The sequence below is a fragment of the Streptomyces sp. NPDC056479 genome (genome assembly GCF_042795335.1).
Taxonomy (GTDB): domain Bacteria; phylum Actinomycetota; class Actinomycetes; order Streptomycetales; family Streptomycetaceae; genus Streptomyces.
On the sequence record NZ_JBHTRZ010000002.1, the window covers coordinates 1,143,906 to 1,165,713 of the forward strand.

The following is a 21,808-nucleotide window of genomic DNA, read 5'->3' on the forward strand; positions in this document are numbered from 1 at the left end:
TTCGCCGGGCACGCCCCTGTTTGACTCGGGGTATGGAGAGCCATGGGGGACGGCGCCGTCAGGCCGAGCGGGACGCGATCACCGTCGAGATCGGGTACGCGCTGTTCAGCGCCGCGTTCGCGGCGGCGGTGCTGTTCGGAGCGATCGTCGGGCCGGCGTTCGTCTTCGACGTGTCGGACGGTGCCCGCGCCACCCTCGTCGGCGTGGGTACCACGGTCGCGGTGGTGCTGTTCTTCGCGCGGGTCGTCAGCGTCCTGACGCGGTTCCGGCAGTCGCCTCAGCCCAACCAGCCCGGCCGCACCAACCCCGACTCGTAGGCCAGCACCACGAGTTGGGCCCGGTCGCGGACGCCGAGCTTCACCATCGTGCGGCTGACGTGGGTCTTGGCGGTGAGGGGGCTGACCACCAGGCGCCGGGCGATCTCCTCGTTGGACAGGCCGATGCCGACCAGCGCCATCACCTCCCGCTCACGCTCGGTGAGTTCGACGAGGGCGTCGGCCGCGGCCGGTTCCTTGGAGCGGGCGGCGAACTCGGCGATCAGACGCCGGGTCACTCCGGGCGACAGCAGTGCGTCGCCCTCGACCACTGCCCGTACGGCGCGCAGGAGTTCCTCCGGCTCGGTGTCCTTGACCAGGAAGCCGGAGGCGCCCGAGCGGATGGCCTCGAAGACGTACTCGTCGAGTTCGAAGGTGGTGAGCATGACCACCTTCACACCCTCCAGGGCGTTGTCCTCGGTGATCCGGCGGGTCGCGGCGAGGCCGTCGAGGAGCGGCATGCGGATGTCCATCAGGACGATGTCGGGCCGCAGTTCGCGTACCCTGCGCAGCGCCTCCTCGCCGTCGGCCGCCTCGCCGGCCACCTCGATGTCGGGCTGTGCGTCGAGCAGCGCCCGGAAGCCGGCCCGCACCAGTGACTGATCGTCGGCGAGCAGTACGCGGATCACCGGTCCTCCTTGGTCTCGGCAGAGGTCTTCAACGGCAGCACGGCGAGCACCCGGAACCCGCCGTCCGCACGCGGACCCGCGTCGATCGTGCCACCCAGCGCGGCCGCCCGCTCCCGCATTCCGGCCAACCCGTTGCCGCTTCCGCCGGCCTCGGCCCCGGTCGCGGGACCGTCGTCGTCGATCCGCAACCGCAGCGTCGCGCCGTCGTCCTGATCGAGGTGCACGCGCGCGTGCCGCGATCCGGAGTGGCGTACGACGTTGGTGAGGGCCTCCTGGACGATCCGGAAGGCGGCGAGGTCGGTACCGGGCGCGAGGCGGGGCGGCTCGCCCTCGACCTCGACGGCGAGGCCGGCGCTTGCCGCCTGGCTCACCAGTTCGGGCAGCCGGTCCAGGCCGGGTGCCGGGGTGCGCGGGGCGTCCCCGGGGGTGCGCAGCGTGTCGAGGACCTGGCGGACCTCGCCGAGGGCCTCCTTGCTCTGGGCCTTGATGGTGGTCAGTGCCGTGCGCGCCTGCTCGGGGTCGGTGTCGAGGAGGGCCAGGCCCACGCCGGCCTGGACATTGATGACGGAGATGCTGTGCGCGAGGACGTCGTGCAGCTCACGGGCGATCCGCAGCCGCTCCTCGTCTGCCCGCCGCCGCGCCGCCTGCGCCCGCTCGGCCCGTTCCCGCGCCCACTGCTCGCGCCGCGTCCTGGCCAGCTCCGAGACCGCGACGATCGCCGCGACCCAGGCGGCGATCACCCCTTCCTGCCCCCAGGAGGCGGCCGGGTCGTCGGACGGCGGCAGCCACTGGTACAGCCAGTGGGCCACGAGCGCGTGCCCGACCCAGAACACCCCGACCGCCGCCCAGGCGGCCTTGCGGTGCCCGGTGAGGATGGCGTTGAAGCAGGCCACCGCCACGGTCAGGAAGACCGGCCCGTAGGGGTAGCCGGCGCCCAGGTAGACCGTGGCGGCCACCGAGGTGCCGAACACGACGGCCACCGGATACCGCTTGCGCCACAACAGCAGTCCCGACGCCACGAACAGCAGCACACGCGCGAAGGGGTCGAGTTGCTCCCGGTAGTCCCCCTGGCCCTCGGCCGCGAAGTTGGAACCGGCCATCACGAAGACCGTGATCAGCACGGTGGAGCGCCAGGGCCAGCGGGGAGCGTGCTCCTCGTCGTCCCAGCGGTTCCACCACGGCGGCCCGTGCCGCCACCACGTCGGCGGGCCGCCGCCCCGGCCTGCCTGCTGCTCGTCCATGTCCGCCACGCTAGACGCGATGACCGCCGGGCGGCGTCACCCGCGCGTCGTGATCACGCCTACTCCCCGTGAAGTACGCCCCCGCATCGACTCACCTCAGGCCCACGTCCTGCGCGAGCCGGGTCACCGCGTGCCGGAAGAACGTCTCCCTGTCCTCGACGACGCGATGGAACTGCCCGAACAGCTCGAACCCCACGAGTCCGAAGAGCTCGGCCCAGACGGCGATCAGGGCCGCGACCGTCGCCGGCGGGAGGTCGGGGGCCAGGTCGGCGGCCATGCGCTCGGCCTCGGGGCGCAGGTCGGCGGGCAGGGACGGGGGTTCGGTGAGGTCCCTGCCCTGGTGGGCGGCACGGACGATGCCGATGAAGACGAGGCCGACGCGGGAGGCGGGCGGGACCGTGGTGTCGGGCGCGGTGTATCCGGGCACGGGCGAGCCGTAGATCAGGGCGTACTCGTGCGGATGCCGCAGCGCCCAGTCCCGCACGGCCTCCGCCACCGCGGTCCAGCGCCCAAGGGGTCCGGCATCCGCGGCCTTGTCGTGCGCCGCTTCCGCGCGCTCGCCGATGGAGTTGTAGGCGTCGATGATGAGAGCGGTCAGCAGGTCGTCCCGGCTGGGGAAGTAGCGGTAGAGCGCGGAGGAGACCATGCCGAGTTCGCGGGCCACGGCACGCAGCGACAGCTTGGCGGCGCCCTCGGCCGCGAGCTGTCTGCGGGCCTCGTCCTTGATGGCCGCGGTGACTTCCATCCTGGCGCGGGCACGGGCGCCCTGTGCGGTGCGACTGCTCATGTGAGCCAGTCTCCCACGAAATCGGAGCGGTGCACACAATCGAGAGCAGTGCTCTTGCATTGGATCGGCGATCTCGTGCACACTGCTCTCAAGCGAGAGCACCGCTCTCTCAAACTCTTACCGGGGGTTCCCATGTCATCGCCGTACTACTTCAAGGGCAGCTCGCTCAACGTCCGCTTCAACAGCGTCATCGGCTGGCTGGCCCGGCACGGGCTGAGCGTCGCGGGCACGGCGGAGATGTCCGTGCGCGGCCGCAAGAGCGGCAAGATGCAGCGCATCCCGGTCAACCCGCACACCCACGACGGCGGGCAGTACCTCGTGTCGGCCCGCGGCCACTCCCAGTGGGTGCGCAACATGCGCGCCGCGGGCGGCGGGGAGCTGCGGGTCGGGCGCAGGGTCCGTGCGTTCTCCGCGGTGGAGCTTCCCGACAAGGAGAAGCTCCCGATCCTGCGGACCTATCTGGAGAAGTGGGGCTGGGAGGTCAACCAGTACTTCCAGGGGGTCACCGCGAAGTCCTCCGACGAGGAGATCATCGCGGCGGCCCAGGACCACCCCGTCTTCCGGATCACCGTCGGCCAGTGACCCGCGCCGCCGTCAGGCGGTGATCTCGTCGCCCTCCTGCGCGGGACGGCGGTCCATCGCGGTCAGGGCGCGCTGGGCCATGGGATGACCGCGGACGATCTCGCCCAGCGAGGTGGAGCCCCGGGTGATGTCCATGAACGCCTTCCAGGCCGGCCGGAAACCGGTCAGCGCCGCGTGGAAGAGGCCGGGCCGGCGCTCGAACGCGGTCAGCAGCCGCTTGCCGACGCTCATCTCGACGCCGAGGCCCGCCTTGACCGCGAAGGCGTAGTTCAGGGCCTGGCGCCGGGCGTCCACCGCGTCGTGCGCCTCGGCGATCCTGACCGCCCACTCCCCCGCGAGCCGCCCCGAGCGCAGCGCGAACGAGATGCCCTCGCGCGTCCACGGCTCCAGCAGACCCGCCGCGTCACCGCACACCAGCACCCGCCCGCGCGACAGCGGCGAGTCGTCGGCGCGGCAGCGCGTCAAGTGCCCGGAGGAGATGCTCGGTTCGAACCCGGCGAGCCCGAGCCGACCGATGAACTCCTCCAAGTACCGCTTGGTCGCGGCGCCTTCGCCGCGCGCCGAGATCACCCCGACCGTGAGCGTGTCGCCCTTGGGGAACACCCAGCCGTAACTGCCGGGAATCGGGCCCCAGTCGATGAGGACCCGCCCCTTCCAGTCCTCGGCGACCGTGTCCGGCACCGGGATCTCCGCCTCCAGGCCGAGATCCACCTGGTCGAGCTTCACCCCGACGTGGGCCCCTATCCGGCTCGCGCTGCCGTCCGCACCGACCACGGCCCGCGCGAGCAGCGTCTCGCCGCTCTGCAGGACGACGGCGACGCTGCGCCGGTCCGGGACCGCCGAGCCGTGCTGCTCGACGCGCTGCACGGTGACTCCGGTGCGCAGCTCGGCGCCCGCCTTCTGCGCGTGCTCGACGAGTTGCCGGTCGAACTCGGGCCGGTTGATCAGTCCGAAGAGCATCTGCTTGGAGCGGCGGGTGCGGGTGAAGCGGCCGTTGTTCGAGAACGTCACCGCGTGCACCCGGTCCCGGAAGGGCAGCTCGAAGCCGGGCGGGAGCGAGTCGCGCGAGGGTCCGATGATGCCGCCGCCGCACGTCTTGTAGCGCGGCAGCTCCGCTTTCTCCAGCACCAGCACGCGCCGTCCGGCGACCGACGCCGCATACGCGGCCGAGGCCCCCGCGGGGCCCGCACCCACCACGACGACGTCCCACACCTGCCGCACGTCGTCCGCCGAAGAGTTCTCGCTGCTCACGATGGTCTACTGCTCCCGATCAAGCCGCCTACGCCTGCTGTCCCCCGCATCCTACGGCGGGCATCGTCGCAGGCCGCTGTGGGAGGATCACAGCACTCACATGTACAACGTCGCACCCACAAGGAGCGTGCCCATGTCGTCGAATCCGGTCGCCGAGACCGTCGCCTCCCTGATGCCCAGGGCGAAGGCGGAACTCACCGAGCTGGTGGCATTCAAGTCGGTGGCGGACTTCGACCAGTTCCCGAAGAGCGAGAGCGAGGGCGCCGCCCGCTGGGTCGCCGACGCGCTCACCGCCGAGGGCTTCGAGGACGTGGCCCTGCTCGACACCCCCGACGGCACGCAGTCGGTGTACGGGTACCTGCCCGGCCCCGAGGGCGCGAAGACGGTCCTGCTCTACGCCCACTACGACGTGCAGCCCCCGCTGGACGAGGCCGCCTGGAGCACCCCGCCCTTCGAGCTGACCGAGCGCGACGGCCGCTGGTACGGGCGCGGTGCCGCCGACTGCAAGGGCGGCCTGATCATGCACCTGCTGGCGCTGCGCGCCCTCAAGGCCGACGGCGGTGTGCCTGTGCACGTCAAGGTGATCGCCGAGGGCTCGGAGGAGATGGGCACCGGTGGTCTGGAGCGGTACGCCGAGCAGCACCCGGACCTGCTGGAGGCCGACACCATCGTGATCGGCGACGCGGGCAACTTCCGCGTCGGCCTGCCGACGGTCACCTCGACCCTGCGGGGCATGACCCTGGTGCGCGTGCAGATCGACACGCTCGAAGGCAACCTGCACTCCGGCCAGTTCGGCGGTGCCGCGCCGGACGCGCTCGGCGCGCTGGTCCGCGTGCTGGACTCGCTGCGGGCCGAGGACGGTTCGACGACGGTGGACGGGCTGACCGGCGAGTCGGCATGGCAGGGGCTGCAGTACGACGAGGAGCAGTTCCGCCAGGACGCCAAGGTCCTCGACGGTGTCGGGCTGATCGGCTCCGGCACGGTCGCCGACCGCATCTGGGCGCGTCCCGCCGTCACGGTCCTCGGCATCGACTGCCCGCCGGTCGTCGGCGCCACCCCGTCCGTGCAGGCGAGCGCACGTGCGCTGATCAGCCTCCGGGTGCCGCCGGGTGTGGACGCGGCCGAGGCGACCAAGCTGCTCCAGGCCCACCTTCAGACGCACACGCCGTGGGGCGCCCGGGTGCGCAGCGAGCAGATCGGGCAGGGCCAGGCCTTCCGCGCCGACACCGGCAGCCCGGCGTACCAGGCGATGGCGGACGCGATGGCGGTCGCGTACCCGGGCCAGGAGATGCAGTACGCCGGCCAGGGCGGCTCGATCCCACTGTGCAACACCCTCGCCGCCCTCTACCCGCACGCGGAGATCCTCCTCATCGGCCTGAGCGAGCCGGAGGCGCAGATCCACGCCGTGAACGAGAGTGTGTCCCCGCAGGAGCTGGAGCGGCTCTCGGTCACCGAGGCGCTGTTCCTCCGTAATTACGCGGCGAGTTGAGGAACCCGCAGCCGATGATGGGGCGATGACCCGCAACGAACGCCTCGCCGCCCACACCGACATCGCCACCTCCCTGGCGCTTCTGGGCGACCGGGAACTCGCGGCCCTCGTGGAGTCGGGCGAACCGCTCGGCACCGGAATCGGCGGGCGTTCGACGCTGATCGAGGTGGACGGCAGACGGGTCTTCGTGAAGCGGGTCCCGCTCACCGACGTCGAGTTGCGGCCGGAGAACGTCCGCTCCACGGCCAATCTCCTCGGACTGCCGACGTTCTTCCACTACGGCATCGGCAGTCCGGGGTTCGGTGCCTGGCGGGAGCTCGCGGTGCACACGATGACCACGAACTGGGTCCTGGCCGACCGGTTCGCGGGGTTCCCGCTGACCCACCACTGGCGGGTCCTGCCCGACGTACCGCAGCCGTTGCCGGAGTTGCTGTCCGACGTGGAGCGGGCCGTCGCCCACTGGGGCGGCGGCCGGCCGGTGCGCGAGCGCATCGAGGGACTGCGGACGGCGTCCGCGAGTCTGGCGCTGTTCCTGGAGTACGTGCCGTACACGCTGAACGAATGGCTGGACGCCCGGCTGCGCACGGATGAAGCCGACGCCGCGTGCACCTTCGTCGAAAGGGAGCTCGCGGCCACCACCGGCTTCCTCCGCGAGAGCGGGCTGGTGCACTTCGACGCCCACTTCCTGAACTTCCTCACGGACGGCCACCGGCTCTACCTCGCCGACTACGGCCTCGCCCTCTCCGCTCGCTTCCCCCTCACCCCGCAGGAGCGCGACTTCTTCGAGCGGCACCGGCACTACGACCGCGACTACACCGCGTTCCACTTCGTGAACTGGCTCGCGACCGCCCTGTACGGCCACGGCCGGGACGATCGCGAGGCCTTTGTTCGTGACTGCGCCGACGGGGCGAGGCCGCGGGACATCCCGCGGGCCGCCGCCGACATCATCGAGCGGTATGCGCCACTGGCCGCCGTGATGGGTGAGTTCGCCAAGCGGCTGCAGCACGAGAGCAGGCTGACCCCGTACCCGTACGACGCGCTGCGGCTCGCTCAGGAAGGCGCCGGAATGCCCGCCTCCAGGTAGTGCGCCGCCCCGCGTTCGCGCGCCCGCAACGCCCAGCGCAGCCGCTCGTAGCGCACCGGTGGCAGCAGGTCGGCGGCCTCCTCCTCGGTGACGAAGCGCCAGTCGCGCAGTTCGGGGCCGGGCAGCAGGAGGCGTTCGGCCTCCTCGGAGTCGAGCCGGCCGCCGTCGAAGAGCAGGCGCAGACCGCCGTAGCCGGGAGGCGAGGGCCGCTCCCAGTCGACGACGAGGAGGCGGGGCACGTCGTCCAGCCGTATGCCCGTCTCCTCGGCGACCTCGCGCATGCCCGCGCGCGCGGGCGCCTCGCCCCGCTCGACGACACCGCCGGGGAACTCCCAGCCGGCCTTGTACGTGGGGTCGACGAGCAGCACCCGGTCCTGCTCGTCGAAGAGGAGGACACCCGAGGCGAGGGTCTCGGCGGTGGGCTCGGGGGTCTGCACGATGTCGCAGACGGGGACCGTCCCGTCGCCGACCGCCTGGGCGATCCGCACGGCGGTCTCGTACGGCGTCAGTCCGCCGTTGTCGACGGGATGGGCGTCGGCGGTGAGCCAGGCGGCGAGCGCGGCACGGTACGGCTCTATGTGGTCGTAGGACCACTGCCGGACGCGCAGATCGCCGTCCGGCGCGTCGGGCGGTGTCTCCCGCCCGGCTATTCGCTCGCGCAGGATCGTTTCCGCCGGGGCGAGCAGGACATGCTGGACGGTGATCCGGCGGGCGGCGAGGCCGCCGAAGATCTCGTCGCGGTACTCCTGGCGCAGCAGGGTCATCGGGACCACGAGGGTCCCGCCGAGCTCGGCGTGCAGCGCGGCCGCCGTGTCGATCACGAGACGTCGCCAGATCGGCAGGTCCTGGAAGTCACCGACCTCGGTGAGGTGTTTGGGCGGAAGCAGGTGGGTGAGTGCTCCGCCGATGACCTCGGGGTCGAAGAGCGTGCTGTTCGGGATCAGCTCGATCAGCTCCCGTGCGGTGGTGGTCTTCCCCGCACCGAACGCGCCGTTGATCCAGACGATCACGTTTCCCCCTCTTCTATTGGCCCCCTGTGGCTTGCCCGCTCCACCCTGCCACGGAAACCAGCTCTCGTAGAGAGCGCATGACGACGGCGCCGCCCTCCGCTCGTGTGCGGGGGTACGGCGCCGTGCGGTCGGGTCGGCGGACTCGTCAGCCCTTCTTCCCCTGCTTTCCGTGCGGGGCGTTGTTCACGGCCCGGTCCGTTTCGCGGTTGATCGCCTTGCCGAAGGTGTCCAGGGTCTGGTCCACGTTGATCCCGGCGAGCTTGGTCGGAGCGGTCGAGCTGAGGCCGGCGAGCTTGTTCTTACCGCTCATGTCCAGTCCGGCGGCCTTGATCTGACCACCGGTGCCGGCGAGCCCAGCCGAAGGGGACCCGGTGCCGGAGGTGCCGGAGGACTCGGCCGAGTGGGACGGCGTGACAGCGGCGACGACGAATCCGGTGGCCAGGGAGGCGATGGCGAGCATGCTGCGCTTCTTCATGGCCGGTTCAACTACGAAACGGTCCTTGAGTCACGCCCCGCCACCGGACGAACCGGACACCGACGTGAACCCGTCCGCGACCTGCCGCCGGTCGCGTCGGCGCCGCCGCACGAGATCGCCGGCCGCCTCCGGCCACCCCGGATGCTCGAAGTCGAACCCCTCGGCGAGCAGCCGGCCGGGGACCACTCGCCGGCTCTTCAGCAGCAGCTCGGTGTCGGAGCGCAGCGCGAACGCGCCGAGCTCGGCCATCCACTTCGTCGCGGGCAGGCCCACGGGGACGCCCCAGGCTGAGCGCAGGGCGCGCATGAACGCGCGCTGCGGCAGGGGCTCGGGGGCGGCGAGGTTCACGGGCCCGGCGAGATCGTCCCGCTCGATCAGGAACTGGACCGCGCGCGCGAAGTCCCGGTCGTGGATCCAGGAGACGTACTGCCCGCCGCCCGCCACGGGCCCGCCGAGCCCCAGCCTCGCCAGTCGCAGCAGGACGTCGAACACACCGTCGCGATCGGGGCTCATCACCATCGCGGAACGCAGGGCGACCTTGCGGGTGTGCGGCGTGTCGGCCTCCTCCTGCGCACGCTCCCAGGCCCTGGCGATCTCGACGCTGTAGGACCAGTAGCCCGGCACATCGGACTCAGCGCCGCCGATGACGCCGGTCGCCTCGTCGTTGGGGGCGTCGAAGCGGTGGGCGTAGACGGTGGCCGTGCTCATCTGGAGCCAGACCGCGGGCGGCCGGGCGGCGTTCGCGATCGCCTCGCCCACGATCTCGGTGGAGTGCACCCGCGAATCCATCATGGCCTGCAAATTGGCCGGGGTGTAGCGGCAGCTGACGCTGCGCCCGGCCAGGTTGATCACGACGTCGCTGCCGTCGATCTCCTCGGCCCACGGACCCCAGGTCTCGCCGTCCCACCGGACCTCGCCGTCGCGCGTGGGCCGCCTGGTCAGGACGACGACCTCGTGGCCCGCACCACTCAGCGCACGGTTCAGGATGGTGCCCACCTGCCCGGTTCCCCCGGGAATCACTATCTTCATCGGCTCCCCCTCGAGTGTGGGATTGAGCCTAGCGCAGTGTGTTGAACATGTTCAAAAGCGGGTCGCGACGCCATTCCCGGTACAGACCACTTTCCAACACACTCCGACAGGTTCTACCGTGAGCGCACTATGACGCGTACATGCCGTCATCTCGCTCTCGCAGGTACGGAGGAACGTAAGGATGCGTCACCTTCACACCCGCACAACCCGAAGAAGGCTGGTCGGAGCACTCGCCGCCGGTCTGCTGTGCGCGGCTGGACTCGCCGTCCCCACGGCCACCGCGGCGCCCGCCGCAGCCACCGCGGACGACGGCCTCGCGCTCACCCCGCCCATGGGCTTCAACAACTGGAACTCCACCCACTGCCGTGCCGAGTTCAACGAGGCCATGGTCAAGGGGATCGCCGACATCTTCGTCGAGAAGGGCCTCAAGGACGCCGGATACGAGTACGTCAACCTCGACGACTGCTGGGCCCTGCCCGCCAGGGACGCCGGCGGCAAACTCGTGCCCGATCCGGCGCGCTTCCCGGGCGGGATCAAGGCGGTCGCGGACTACGTCCACGCCAAGGGCCTGAAGCTCGGCATCTACACCAGCGCGGGCACGAAGACCTGCAACACCGCCGGCTTCCCGGGCGCCCTCGGTCATGAGTACAGCGACGCCCGGCAGTTCGCGGACTGGGGCGTCGACTACCTCAAGTACGACAACTGCAACAACCAGGGCGTGGACGCCAAGCAGCGCTACGCGACCATGCGTGACGCGCTCGCGGCGACCGGCCGCCCGATCGTGTACAGCATCTGCGAATGGGGCGAGAACAAGCCCTGGGAATGGGCGGCCGACGTCGGCCAGCTGTGGCGCACGACCGGCGACATCAGCGACAACTGGGGCTCGATGCTGTCGATCCTCAAGCAGAACCTGCCGCTCGCACCGCACGCCGGGCCCGGCCGCTGGAACGACCCCGACATGCTGGAGGTCGGCAACGGCGGCATGACGGACACCGAGTACCGCTCGCACTTCTCGATGTGGGCGATCATGGCCGCGCCACTGCTCATCGGCTCCGACCTGCGCTCCGCCTCCGAGGAGACCTTCGACATCCTCGGCAACCGCGAGGTCGTAGCGGTCGACCAGGACCCGCTGGGCCGACAGGGCAGCGTCGTCTCCTCCGCGGGCGGGCGCTGGGTCGTCGCCAAGGAGATGCGGGACGGCAGCCGCGCGGTGGCCCTCTTCAACGAGTCCGGCACCGCCCAGCGCGTCACCACGAGCGCCGAGGCGGTGGGCCTGCCCGACGCCGACGCGTACACGCTGCGCGATCTGTGGCAGCACCGCAGTTACAACACCGCGGGCACGATCTCGGCGACCGTCCCCGCGCACGGCACGGTCCTCCTGCGTGTCTTCGCCGACGGCAGGTGGGCCCAGCACCCGCCCGCCGTCGAACTCGGCCTCGACGGCAGCCCGTTGGTCGAGGCGGGCACGGCGGCCGCGCTGACCTCGACGGTCACCGACCTCGGACGCACCCCTGCCAAGCGTGTGTCCGTCACGCTGACCGGCCCCGGGGGTTGGTCCGTGCAGGCGGCGTCCCCGACCACCTCGCCGACGCTTCCGACGGGCCGCTCCCTGCGCACCAAGTGGGCGGTCACGGCGCCGAAGGGGACGCCCACCGGGTCGTACGGCCTCACCCTCAGGGCGAGCCACCGCTCACCGACCGGCGTCCGTGTCGACAGCGCGCTGCCGCTGACCGCGACCGTGGTGACGCCACCGCCGTCGGGGACGTCCGGGCTCGGTGACCTTCCCTGGCTGTCGGCCACCAACGGCTGGGGCCCGGTCGAGCGCAACACCAGCAACGGCGAGAGCGACGCGGGCGACGGCAACCCGATCACCATAGGCGCGGTGGTGTACGGCACGGGCCTGGGTGTCCACGCCGAGAGTGCCGTCGAGTACTACACCGGCGGCGCGTGCGAGACGGTCACCGCGCGGGTCGGCGTCGACGACGAGGAGGGCACGGACGGCACCGTCGCCTTCGAGATCTGGGCGGACGGCAGCAGGGTCGCCGCGACCGGAGTCCTCACCAACGCGTCGCCGGCCCAGCCGATCACGGCCGACGTGACCGGTGCCCAGGTGCTCCGGCTGGTCGCCACCGACGGCGGCGACGGCGTCACCTCGGATCACGGGGACTGGGCGGAGGCCCGGCTCGGCTGCTGAGCCGGGAAGTCGGGGTGAGTGCGCCCGCCGTGGGCCGCTCACCCCTGATGGCGGCGGCTGAACGTTCCTGCCCGAGCCGCCGCCTCACACCCCCGCCGCGGTCGCCCCCGCCTTGCCCGCGAGCGCGAGCGCGGCCGCGGCGGCTCCCACCAGCCCCGCGTCGGTGCCCATCTGGGCCGGTGTGATGGTCAGCCGCTGGACGAAGGACAGGGTGGCGTAGTCGTGGAGCGCCTTGCGCAGCGGCGTGAAGAGGACCTCGCCCGCCTTGCCGACTCCCCCGCCGATCACCGCGATGTCGATCTCGACGAGGGTCGCGGTGGCCGCGATCCCGGCGGCCAGGGCCTGCGCGGCCCGCTCGAAGGAGGCCACGGCGACCGGGTCGCCGTCCTGTGCGGAGGCGGCCACCGCGGCGGCGGACGTGTCGCCGTCCGGGCCGGGACGCCAGCCGTTCTCGATCGCGCGACGGGCGATGTTGGGACCGCTCGCGATCCGCTCGACACAGCCGCGCGAACCGCAGGGGCACAGATCGCCGTCCAGGTCGACGCTGATGTGACCGATGTGACCGGCGTTGCCGGTGGGGCCGGGGTGCAGCCGGCCGTTCAGCACCAGACCGCCGCCGACCCCGGTGGAGACGACCATGCAGAGCGCGTTGTCGTGCCCCCGTGCCGCTCCCTGCCAGTGCTCGGCGGCCGTGATGGCCACCCCGTCGCCGATCAGCTCGACGGGCAGTCCTCCGGCCGCCTCCTGGACCCGCCGGACCAGTGGGTAGTCGCGCCAGCCGGGCACGTTCACCGGACTCACGGTGCCCGCCGAGGCGTCCACCGGTCCGGCGCTGCCGATTCCGAGGGCCGTGGCGCGCTCCCACAGGGGCGATGCGGTGAGTTCGCCGACGACCGCCTCGACGGCCCGCATCACCGTCTCGCCGTCCTCCCGCGCCGGCGTCGGGCGCTGCGCCCGGGCCACGATCGTGCCGTGGCCGTCCACCAGCGCTCCGGCGATCTTGGTGCCGCCGATGTCGAGCGCAGCCACGAGGTCGGTGTGCATCAGTGTCAGTTCTCCCCGTCAACCATTCGGATCTCCCCGTCTACCACGGGAATTGGGCGAGCCGGTCTCGCGGTGGGGGCGCAGGCCGGAGATTGCGGTGGACAGTGTCTCCCGGATCTGACAACGTTGTCCAGGCTCTATGCTCGACGCCACATCCTCATACAAACCCATGGACCGACGCATCCCCATGGACGGATGCCTCCCCATGGAACGCCGCATCCCCGTGGACGACGACAGGACAGGACACCGCATCGTGCCCGAGACCATCCGCCGATCCGACCGCGCGCCCGAGAACCGCTACGGCAACCGTCCGACCATGAAGGACGTCGCCGCGCGTGCCGGAGTCGGCCTGAAGACCGTCTCGCGCGTGGTCAACGGAGAGCCCGGGGTCACCCCGGAGACGGAGCGCCGCGTCCAGGAGGCCATCGACGCCCTGGGCTTTCGCCGCAACGACAGCGCGCGAGTACTGCGCAAGGGCCGTACGGCGAGCATCGGCCTGGTCCTGGAGGATCTCGCGGACCCCTTCTACGGCCCGCTGAGCCGGTCGGTCGAGGAGGTCGCGCGGGCGCACGGCGCGCTGCTCATCAACGGCTCCAGCGCCGAGGACCCGGACCGCGAGCAGGAGCTGGCGCTGGCGCTGTGCGCGCGGCGGGTGGACGGGCTGGTGATCATCCCGGCCGGTGACGACCACCGGTACCTGGAGCCCGAGCTCAAGGCGGGCGTGGCCACCGTGTTCGTCGACCGCCCGGCAGGGAAGATCGACGCGGACTGCGTCCTGTCCGACAACCACGGCGGCGCCCGTGACGGTGTCGCCCACCTCATCGCCCACGGCCACCGCAGGATCGGTTTCATCGGTGACATGCCCCGCATCCACACGGCCGCCGAGCGGCTGCGAGGCTATCGGGCCGCCATGGAGGACGCGGGCATACCCGTGGAGGACTCCTGGATGTCCCTGGGCGTCACCGACCCGGAGCGGGTGCGCCGGGCGGCCGAGGAGATGCTCACCGGACCCTCCCCCGTCACCGCGATCTTCACGGGCAACAACCGGGTGACGGTCACCGCGATCCGTGTCCTCGCCGAGCAGAGCCGCCGTGTGGCCCTCGTCGGCTTCGACGACATCGAGCTCGCCGACCTGCTCCAGCCGGGCGTCACCGTCGTCGCCCAGGACGCCGCCGCCCTCGGCCGCACCGCCGCCGAGCGGCTGTTCCGGCAGCTGGACGGCACCTTGGTCGCGCCGGAGCGCATCGAGCTGCCGACGCGGCTGATCACCCGTGGCTCGGGCGAACTGCCGCCGGAGGACTGACCCGCGCATGGATGACCGCAGCCTGGAGACGCTCGGCCTCGCGGACGCGCCGCGCGATCATCCGCTGCTCTACCCGGGAGCCTGGCCGGCGGACTCCGGACTCCTCGACGGGGACTCGCTGCTGCCCCTGGACCGCCTCGTCCACGACGACCGCGCGCCCGTCCTCGCGGTCGGCTCCAACGCCTGCCCCGGTCAACTGCGGCGCAAGATGGACGCGTTCGGGATCGTCTCTCCCCTCCCGATGGTGAAGGCACGGGTGACCGGCATCGAGGTGGGCGTCTCCGCGCATGTGAGCCGCTTGGGGTACGTGTCCGCGTCGCCGTTCCACGCGCCGGGCCACCTGCGGGAGTTGTTCGTCATCTGGCTCGACGACGAGCAGCTCGCGGTGATCGACGCGAGCGAGGGCGTGCCCCGGCCGGACGGCAACTACGGCCGCGCCTGGCTGCCCGCGTCCGACGTACGGATCGAGCTGGCGGACGGCACCACGCTTCCGGGCGCCTTCTCCTACGTCAACCGCCATGGCGTCCTGCACGACGGCACCGAAGCGCCGCGCACCCATCCTGGCCAGCGGCCGCTGATCACCGAACTGCTGCTGGGCTCGGCCCGGTTGAGGCAGCTGTTCGGCGTGACTCCCGAGGAGTTCTGCGCGCGGGCGCGGGCCGACGCGGGGCTGTGCGAGCGGGGCACCCTGCTGTTCGCGGCCGAGAAGCTCGTGACGACCTCCGGGCTGGAGGCGTACCTCCCGGCCGGGCCTGCCTGAGTCAGCAGACGGGGAGTCCGGGCACCGGTTCGTCGTTGTTGCCGCCCTCGAGGTAGACGTCGCTGACGAAGACGTTGGTGTTGCCGCTGTCGTCGTCCGTCTTGGCCCACCAGACGTTGGTCCACTGGCCGGACGTCTCGCGGCGGCCCAGGTTCTGCTGGCAGTAGAAGTAGTTGGTGCCCGCGTTGAGGACGCCGACCTCGGTCCCGGAGGCGGTGTACGACTTGGCGGTCTGCCAGACCTGGCAGTTGTACTTGCCCCCGCCGATGGAGAAGCACGACGGGTCGGGTGTGCTGCCGCCGCCCCCGCCCGAGGTTCCGCCGCCGCCCGTCGTTCCGCCACCGCCGGTGGTGCCGCCGTCGCCGGAACCGCCGCCCGTGGTGCCGCCGTTGCTCCCGCCCCCGCCCGAGGTCTTGGTCGGGGACGAGGTGCCGGGCCCGTCCGAGGGCTTGGACTCCGCCGTGCGGCTGGGGGACTTGGACGCGCCGGGGGACTTCTCGTCGTCGTCCTTCTCGGTCAGACCGGAGTCGTTGGAGCGGTCGGCGTCGGGACTGCCGCTCGCCTGGGCGGACCTGCCCTCCTGCGCGGTCGCGGACGAGGAGTCCTTCGCCTCGGTCTTGGCGTCGCCCTTGTTGTTCACCAGTGCGACCGTCACCCCGGCCGCCGCGAGGACGACGGTGACCGCCACGGCGGCGAGCAGGGCACGGCCCTTGCGCCGGGAGGGCGGCTCGGAGGAGGTGACCATCGGGCCGGTGGCGTCCGCGTCGTGCGGCGGGATGGGGCTGCCGTGGCCGTGCTGGTACGGGCCGGAGGGCGCGGGGGCGCCGCCGTACGGCGACACGGGCGGCTGCCCGGGGCCACCGGGTCCCTGTGCGGCCGGGCCGGAGTGGCCGACGGCGCCGAAGCCCTGGGCCGGCGGTGTGGCCGGCCCGGGAGTCGCGGGACCCTGCGCCGGGGCGCCGAAGACCGGTGCCCCGGGCAGGCCGGACGCGGGCACGCCCTGCCTCGGTGTGTCGCCGCCCTGCGCCACGGGGGCGGCCTGGCCGCCGTATGCCTGAGGCGCTGCCTGGCCGTCGGGGCCGACCGGTGCCGTGGGTCCGAATCCGGGCGGCGCCGACGGGACGCTGCGCTGCGTCTCGCCGGGACCGGGGTCGGCCGGCCCCCGCAGCGCCGTCGTCGGCGCGTCCGTGCCGCCCGCGTCCACCACCGCCTGGAGGAGACCGCGCGCTTCCTCGGCCTCGGGGCGGGACTCGGGCCGCTTGTCCATCAGTCGCGTCAGGACGGGGGCGAGGGGTCCGGCGTTCCGGGGCTCGGGCAGGGGCTCGCTGACGATCGCGGTGAGCGTGGAGAAGGTCGACGTGCGGCGGAAGGGCGCGGAGCCCTCCACCGCCGCGTAGAGCGTCGCGCCCAGAGCCCAGACGTCCGAGGAGGAGCCCGGCTCGGCGCCCTGGGCTCGCTCGGGGGCCATGTAGTCCAGGGAGCCGACGAGATGGCCGGTGCGGGTCAGATGGGTGGCCGAGCCGTCGCCCGGGTCGTCCATCGTCGCGATGCCGAAGTCGGTGAGCACGACCCGGCCGGAGGTCTCCAGCAGGATGTTGCCCGGCTTGACGTCACGGTGCAGGACGCCGGCCCGGTGCGCGGCGGCCAGCGCGTCCATGACCTTGGCGCCGATCCCGGCCGCCTCCCGCGGATCGAGCGTGCCGCGCTCGCGCAACACGGCTTCCAGGGAAGGGCCGTCGACCAGTTCCATGACGATGAGCGGGCGTCCGTCGACCTCGGTGACGTCGTGCACGGCCACGACGCCGGGATGCCTTACCCGGGCCGCCGCGCGGGCCTCGCGCTGCATCCGCAGCCGCAGATCCGCGAGTTCGGGACCGTCGGCATCGCTGTAGGTGCGCAGTTCCTTGACGGCGACCTCGCGGCCGAGGACCTCGTCGACGGCCTTCCAGACCACGCCCATGCCGCCGCGTCCGAGCTGTGCCACGACGCGGTAGCGCCCGGCCAGCAGTCGACCGGCCTCGTCCGCCTGCCCGTTCTCCCCCGATGACACCGCTGCCCCGTTCCTGTGACACGACTTTGCGTCCGTACAGACTACGGGGCGGCAGTGACAACGCCAGCCGCCTGCGGCCGTTGTGACCGGCCCGCTACTTGGCGGAGACCGTCAGGTCGGCGCGCCGGGGCGACGCGAATCCCTCCAGATCGGCACGGGTCAGACCGGTCAGCCGGGCGACCTCGCCGATGTCGAGGGCGCCGCAGTCAAGACCGCGCAGCAGATAGCCGCTGAGGGCCTTGGCGGTCGCGGGCTCGTCCATGACGTCGCCGCCGGCCCGGTTGGCGTACCGGGCGAGGCGGGCGGCCGCCTGCTCGAAGCCCTCGCGGTAGAAGGCGAAGACGGCCGCGTACCGGGTCGGGATGTGGCCCGGGTGCATGTCCCAGCCCTGGTAGTAGGCACGCCCCAAGGCACGGCGGGTGAGGCCGTAGTGCAGCCGCCAGGCGTCGTGCACCTTCTCGGTCGTACCGACCGGCAGGACGTTCGTCGAACCGTCGGAGACGCGTACGCCGGTCCCGGCCGCCGCGACCTGCATGATCGCCTTGGCGTGGTCGGCGGCCGGGTGGTCGCTGGCCTGGTAGGCGGCGGAGACTCCGAGGCAGGCGCTGTAGTCGAAGGTGCCGTAGTGCAGACCGGTGGCGCGGCCCTCGGCGGTCTGGATCATCCGGGCGACGGTGGCGGTGCCGTCGGTGGCGAGGATGGACTGGCTGGTCTCGATCTGGATCTCGAAGCCGATCCGGCCGGGCTCGATCCCGCGCGCCTTCTCGAACTCCTCCAGCAGCCGCACCATCGCGGTGACCTGCTCGGGGTACGTCACCTTGGGCAGGGTGAGGACCAGCCCGTCGGGCAGGCCGCCGGCCTCCATCAGGCCGGAGAGGAAGATGTCGAGGGTGCGGATGCCCCGGTCGCGGACGGGCGCCTCCATGCACTTCATACGGATGCCCATGTACGGGGCCGCCGTGCCGTTCTCGTAGGCCTCGGCGATCAGCCGTGCCGCGCGGGCGGCCGCCTCGTCCTCCTCGGCGTCGGGGCGGGGGCCGTAGCCGTCCTCGAAGTCGACCCGCAGGTCCTCGATGGGCTCGCGCTCCAGCTTGGCGCGCACCCGCGCGTACACGGGCTCGGCGAGTTCTCCGGACAGGCCGAGGACGGCGGCGAAGGACGCGGCGTCCGGCGCGTGCCGGTCGAGGGCGGCGAGGGCCTGGTCGCCCCAGGAGCGGATGGTGTCGGCCGCGAAGGCGTCGCCGGGGACGTAGACCGTGTGGACGGGCTGACGGGTGCCGGGGTCTCCGGGGTAACGGCGCTCCAGCTCGGCGTCGACCGGCGCGAGGGAGGCGCTGATCTCCTCGCTGACGGCGCCCGCGAGGCTTGTCGCCACCTTCTCCTGCTGGCCCTGACCCATTCCCACACCCTCCTACTTCCGCTATACGGAATCAACAATCCGTATAACGAAGTTAGCCGGGGACCTTCCTCCTGGTCAACACCATGTCCACGGGGAGTCACTCCTCCATCTCGCCATGTTCACGCTCATCTCAGGACGCGGTATCACACTTCCATACGCACGCCCCGCACGACTCGTCCGGCAGTTCCCACCGAAGGAGCCCGAAGTGCCGAACCAGAGCCGAGTCACGCGCCGTCTGGGCCTGAAGGCCGCGTTGGCCGCGGCGGTCACCGCACCCCTCTCCAGTACAGCACTGCCCACGTCCGTCGCTTCGGCCGGCGAGCGGCCCTCCCGCCGCGACCTCCACGTCATGTCCTTCAACCTGCGCTTCGCGAGCACGGCGGAGCCCAACAGCTGGAGCGTGCGCAGACCGGTGATGCGCGAGCTGCTGCGCCGCGAGGCCCCGCATGTCCTCGGCACCCAGGAGGGCATCTTCTCGCAGCTGCTCGACATCGACTCCGACCTCGGCCCGCGCTACGACTGGGTGGGCACCGGCCGGCTGCACGGCAGCCGCGACGAGTCCATGGCGATCTTCTACGACTCCCACCGGCTGCGCCCGACCGAGTACGACCACTTCTGGCTCTCCGACACCCCCGACGTGATCGGCTCCAACACCTGGGGCGCCGCCTTCGCCCGCATGGTCACCTGGATCCGCTTCCGCGACCTGACCGACGGCACCCGGGAGTTCTACGTCCTCAACACCCACTTCGACCATGTGAGCCAGTACGCGCGCGAGCGCAGCGCCGCGCTCATCGCCGAGCGGATCCACGGCTTCGACCGCTCGCTGCCGGTCGTCGTGACCGGGGACTTCAATGTCGCCGCCCACAAGAACGCGGTGTACGACACGCTGCTCGGCGCCGGTCTGGTGGACACATGGGACACCGCGCGCGAGCGCAGCGATCTGTACGCGACCTTCCACGGCTACAAGCCGCTGACACCGAACGGCGACCGCATCGACTGGATCCTGGGCACGCCCGGCGTGACGGCGCACCGGGCGGCGATCAACACCTTCTCGGAGAACGGCCAGTTCCCGAGCGACCATCTGCCCGTACAGGCGTTCCTGAGCCTGGGATGAGACGAGGCCCCCGTGACCGTCGGCACGGTCACGGGGGCCTCGCTGCGTCTGCCGGGGATCAGCCCTTGCGGGTCTTGATCTCCTCGGTCAGGGCCGGGACGACGTCGAAGAGGTCGCCGACGACGCCGTAGTCGACCAGCTCGAAGATCGGGGCCTCGGCGTCCTTGTTGATCGCCACGATCGTCTTCGAGGTCTGCATACCGGCACGGTGCTGGATCGCACCGGAGATGCCGGAGGCGATGTACAGCTGCGGCGAGACCGACTTGCCGGTCTGGCCGACCTGGTTGGTGTGCGGGTACCAGCCGGCGTCCACCGCGGCACGCGAGGCACCGACGGCCGCGCCGAGGGAGTCGGCGAGGGCCTCGATGACCGAGAAGTTCTCCGCGCCGTTGACGCCACGGCCACCGGAGACCACGATCGCGGCCTCGGTGAGCTCCGGACGCCCGGTCGACTCACGCGGGGTGCGGCCGGTGACCTTGGTGCCGGTGGCCTGGGCGGAGAAGGTGACGGCGAGGGCCTCGACCGCGCCCGCGGCCGGGGCGGCCTCCACGGCGGCCGAGTTCGGCTTGACCGTGATGACCGGGGTGCCCTTGGAGACACGGGACTTGGTGGTGAAGGACGCGGCGAACACCGACTGGGTGGCCACCGGGCCCTCGTCGCCGGCCTCGAGGTCGACGGCGTCGGTGATGATGCCGGAGCCGATGCGCAGCGCCAGACGCGCGGCGATCTCCTTGCCCTCGGCGGAGGACGGCACCAGCACGGCGGCCGGGGAGACGGCCTCGACGGCGGCCTGGAGGGCGTCGACCTTCGGGACGACCAGGTAGTCGGCGTACTCGGCGGCCTCGTGGGTGAGGACCCGGGCAGCGCCGTGCTCGGCGAGCGTGGCGGCGGTGTCACCGGCGCCGTTGCCCAGCGCGACGGCGACGGGCTCGCCGACGCGGCGGGCCAGGGTCAGCAGCTCCAGGGTGGGCTTGCGGACGGCGCCGTCCACGTGGTCGACGTAGACGAGAACTTCAGCCATGGGATTGCTCTCCTGCGGATTGCGAAGGCTTAAGGGGCGGAAGGGGTGTTGAGCCTCAGCGGGCCGACGGACCCTTAGATGAACTTCTGGCTCGCGAGGTACTCGGCGAGCTGCTTGCCGCCCTCGCCCTCGTCCTTGACGATCGTGCCGGCGGTGCGCGCCGGACGCTCGGTCGCGCCGTCCACGACGGTGTAGGCACCCTCCAGGCCGACCTCCTCGGCCTCGAGCTCCAGGTCGGACAGGTCCCAGGACTGAACCGGCTTCTTCTTGGCGGCCATGATGCCCTTGAAGGACGGGTAACGCGCCTCGCCCGACTGGTCGGTGACCGACACGACGGCCGGCAGGGAGGCCTCGAGCTGCTCGGAGGCGGCGTCGCCGTCCCGGCGGCCCTTGACCGTGCCGTCCTCGACGGAGACCTCGGACAGCAGGGTGACCTGCGGGACGCCCAGACGCTCGGCCAGCAGCGCCGGTACGACACCCATGGTGCCGTCCGTGGAGGCCATGCCGGAGATCACCAGGTCGTAGCCGGCCTTCTCGATCGCCTTGGCCAGCACCAGCGAGGTGCCCAGGGCGTCGGTGCCGTGCAGGTCGTCGTCCTCGACGTGGACCGCCTTGTCGGCACCCATGGACAGCGCCTTGCGCAGCGCGTCCTTGGCGTCCTCGGGGCCCACCGTCAGGACGGTGATCTCGACGTCGTCGTCGGAGTTCTCGGAGATCTGCAGCGCCTGCTCGACCGCGTACTCGTCGAGCTCGGAGAGCAGACCGTCCACGTCGTCCCGGTCGACGGTCAGGTCATCGGCGAAGTGCCGGTCGCCAGTGGCGTCGGGCACGTACTTCACAGTGACAACGATCCTCAAGCTCACGCCGGCTCTCCTACTGCGTCGACATTTCTGTGCTGCCTACTTGCAGGCAGCATAGGCGCCCCAAGCGGCCGATCCCGATCGGGGCGACCCGCGCTCCGAGCGAAATATTACTCGTCAGTACACCCAGTTCGTTCCCGCTAAGCAAGCGCTTTGAACTGTGACCTTTGCA

The 21,808-nt window shown here is 71.7% G+C and carries 20 protein-coding genes; 8 read left to right on the forward strand and 12 right to left on the reverse strand.

What is annotated here, in order from left to right:
- The first annotated feature begins 32 nt into the window (after nt 1-32).
- Nucleotides 33-317 carry a DUF6332 family protein gene (locus ACFQ6S_RS11205; RefSeq protein ID WP_383406289.1) on the forward strand — a complete coding sequence of 95 codons (285 nt, stop codon included), beginning with the start codon at nt 33-35 and terminating at the stop codon, nt 315-317.
- On the opposite strand, the gene ACFQ6S_RS11210 is transcribed toward ACFQ6S_RS11205, so the two are convergent.
- From ACFQ6S_RS11210 to ACFQ6S_RS11220, 3 genes are all read right to left on the reverse strand, one after another.
- Nucleotides 278-943 carry a response regulator gene (locus ACFQ6S_RS11210; RefSeq protein WP_383406292.1) on the reverse strand — a complete coding sequence of 222 codons (666 nt, stop codon included), beginning with the start codon at nt 941-943 and terminating at the stop codon, nt 278-280. The genes ACFQ6S_RS11205 and ACFQ6S_RS11210 overlap by 40 nt on opposite strands.
- Nucleotides 940-2,184 (reverse strand): sensor histidine kinase, encoded by a 1,245-nt coding sequence (locus ACFQ6S_RS11215; RefSeq protein WP_383406295.1) that lies wholly within the window; start codon nt 2,182-2,184, stop codon nt 940-942. The genes ACFQ6S_RS11210 and ACFQ6S_RS11215 overlap by 4 nt, the downstream gene beginning before the upstream one ends.
- A 91-nt stretch (nt 2,185-2,275) precedes the next feature.
- On the reverse strand, nt 2,276-2,971 hold the full coding sequence (locus ACFQ6S_RS11220; protein ID WP_383406297.1) for a TetR/AcrR family transcriptional regulator: 696 nt from the start codon (nt 2,969-2,971) through the stop codon (nt 2,276-2,278).
- Nucleotides 2,972-3,103: 132 nt separating this feature from the next.
- On the opposite strand from ACFQ6S_RS11220, the gene ACFQ6S_RS11225 reads away from it, so the two are divergent.
- The gene (locus tag ACFQ6S_RS11225; protein ID WP_383406300.1) at nt 3,104-3,553 is read left to right on the forward strand and encodes a nitroreductase family deazaflavin-dependent oxidoreductase; all 450 of its coding nucleotides are present in this window, start codon (nt 3,104-3,106) and stop codon (nt 3,551-3,553) included.
- Nucleotides 3,554-3,565: 12 nt separating this feature from the next.
- On the opposite strand, the gene ACFQ6S_RS11230 is transcribed toward ACFQ6S_RS11225, so the two are convergent.
- Entirely contained in the window at nt 3,566-4,804 is a 1,239-nt protein-coding gene (locus ACFQ6S_RS11230) for a geranylgeranyl reductase family protein (RefSeq protein ID WP_383406303.1), read from the reverse strand.
- Between the two features lie 133 nt (nt 4,805-4,937).
- Here ACFQ6S_RS11230 and ACFQ6S_RS11235 point away from each other — a divergent pair, with 133 nt between their 5' ends.
- Both ACFQ6S_RS11235 and ACFQ6S_RS11240 read left to right on the forward strand, forming a co-directional pair.
- Nucleotides 4,938-6,293, forward strand: coding sequence for a dipeptidase (locus ACFQ6S_RS11235; RefSeq protein WP_383406306.1), 1,356 nt, complete (start codon nt 4,938-4,940; stop codon nt 6,291-6,293).
- A gap of 25 nt (nt 6,294-6,318) precedes the next feature.
- Nucleotides 6,319-7,377, forward strand: coding sequence for a protein kinase family protein (locus ACFQ6S_RS11240; protein WP_383406309.1), 1,059 nt, complete (start codon nt 6,319-6,321; stop codon nt 7,375-7,377).
- Here the strand turns inward: ACFQ6S_RS11240 and ACFQ6S_RS11245 are convergent.
- The 3 genes from ACFQ6S_RS11245 to ACFQ6S_RS11255 form a co-directional block, all read right to left on the reverse strand.
- Nucleotides 7,344-8,387 (reverse strand): NUDIX domain-containing protein, encoded by a 1,044-nt coding sequence (locus tag ACFQ6S_RS11245; RefSeq protein WP_383406312.1) that lies wholly within the window; start codon nt 8,385-8,387, stop codon nt 7,344-7,346. The two genes, ACFQ6S_RS11240 and ACFQ6S_RS11245, sit on opposite strands and share 34 nt — an antisense overlap.
- Nucleotides 8,388-8,532: 145 nt before the next feature.
- The gene (locus ACFQ6S_RS11250) at nt 8,533-8,862 is read right to left on the reverse strand and encodes a hypothetical protein (RefSeq protein WP_383406559.1); all 330 of its coding nucleotides are present in this window, start codon (nt 8,860-8,862) and stop codon (nt 8,533-8,535) included.
- Between the two features lie 30 nt (nt 8,863-8,892).
- Nucleotides 8,893-9,891: a TIGR01777 family oxidoreductase gene (locus tag ACFQ6S_RS11255; RefSeq protein WP_383406315.1), complete on the reverse strand. Its 999-nt coding sequence runs from the start codon at nt 9,889-9,891 to the stop codon at nt 8,893-8,895.
- Between the two features lie 181 nt (nt 9,892-10,072).
- Here ACFQ6S_RS11255 and ACFQ6S_RS11260 point away from each other — a divergent pair, with 181 nt between their 5' ends.
- Nucleotides 10,073-12,085: an NPCBM/NEW2 domain-containing protein gene (locus ACFQ6S_RS11260; protein ID WP_383406317.1), complete on the forward strand. Its 2,013-nt coding sequence runs from the start codon at nt 10,073-10,075 to the stop codon at nt 12,083-12,085.
- A gap of 84 nt (nt 12,086-12,169) precedes the next feature.
- Here ACFQ6S_RS11260 and ACFQ6S_RS11265 read toward each other — a convergent pair whose 3' ends face one another.
- Nucleotides 12,170-13,129, reverse strand: coding sequence for an ROK family protein (locus ACFQ6S_RS11265; RefSeq protein ID WP_383406320.1), 960 nt, complete (start codon nt 13,127-13,129; stop codon nt 12,170-12,172).
- Between the two features lie 205 nt (nt 13,130-13,334).
- Here ACFQ6S_RS11265 and ACFQ6S_RS11270 point away from each other — a divergent pair, with 205 nt between their 5' ends.
- Nucleotides 13,335-14,432 carry a LacI family DNA-binding transcriptional regulator gene (locus ACFQ6S_RS11270; protein ID WP_383406323.1) on the forward strand — a complete coding sequence of 366 codons (1,098 nt, stop codon included), beginning with the start codon at nt 13,335-13,337 and terminating at the stop codon, nt 14,430-14,432.
- 7 nt (nt 14,433-14,439) lie between these two features.
- Entirely contained in the window at nt 14,440-15,192 is a 753-nt protein-coding gene (locus tag ACFQ6S_RS11275; RefSeq protein ID WP_383406326.1) for a hypothetical protein, read from the forward strand.
- A gap of 1 nt (nt 15,193) precedes the next feature.
- Here the strand turns inward: ACFQ6S_RS11275 and ACFQ6S_RS11280 are convergent, their stop codons facing one another.
- Nucleotides 15,194-17,242 carry a protein kinase gene (locus ACFQ6S_RS11280; RefSeq protein ID WP_383406328.1) on the reverse strand — a complete coding sequence of 683 codons (2,049 nt, stop codon included), beginning with the start codon at nt 17,240-17,242 and terminating at the stop codon, nt 15,194-15,196.
- Between the two features lie 94 nt (nt 17,243-17,336).
- Nucleotides 17,337-18,641: a DUF6986 family protein gene (locus tag ACFQ6S_RS11285; RefSeq protein WP_383406331.1), complete on the reverse strand. Its 1,305-nt coding sequence runs from the start codon at nt 18,639-18,641 to the stop codon at nt 17,337-17,339.
- A 205-nt stretch (nt 18,642-18,846) separates the two neighbouring features.
- On the opposite strand from ACFQ6S_RS11285, the gene ACFQ6S_RS11290 reads away from it, so the two are divergent.
- The gene (locus tag ACFQ6S_RS11290) at nt 18,847-19,755 is read left to right on the forward strand and encodes an endonuclease/exonuclease/phosphatase family protein (protein WP_383406334.1); all 909 of its coding nucleotides are present in this window, start codon (nt 18,847-18,849) and stop codon (nt 19,753-19,755) included.
- 58 nt (nt 19,756-19,813) lie between these two features.
- Here the strand turns inward: ACFQ6S_RS11290 and ACFQ6S_RS11295 are convergent, their stop codons facing one another.
- On the reverse strand, nt 19,814-20,776 hold the full coding sequence (locus ACFQ6S_RS11295) for an electron transfer flavoprotein subunit alpha/FixB family protein (RefSeq protein WP_383406337.1): 963 nt from the start codon (nt 20,774-20,776) through the stop codon (nt 19,814-19,816).
- Between the two features lie 74 nt (nt 20,777-20,850).
- On the reverse strand, nt 20,851-21,639 hold the full coding sequence (locus ACFQ6S_RS11300) for an electron transfer flavoprotein subunit beta/FixA family protein (RefSeq protein WP_383406340.1): 789 nt from the start codon (nt 21,637-21,639) through the stop codon (nt 20,851-20,853).
- Nucleotides 21,640-21,808: the final 169 nt, after the last annotated feature.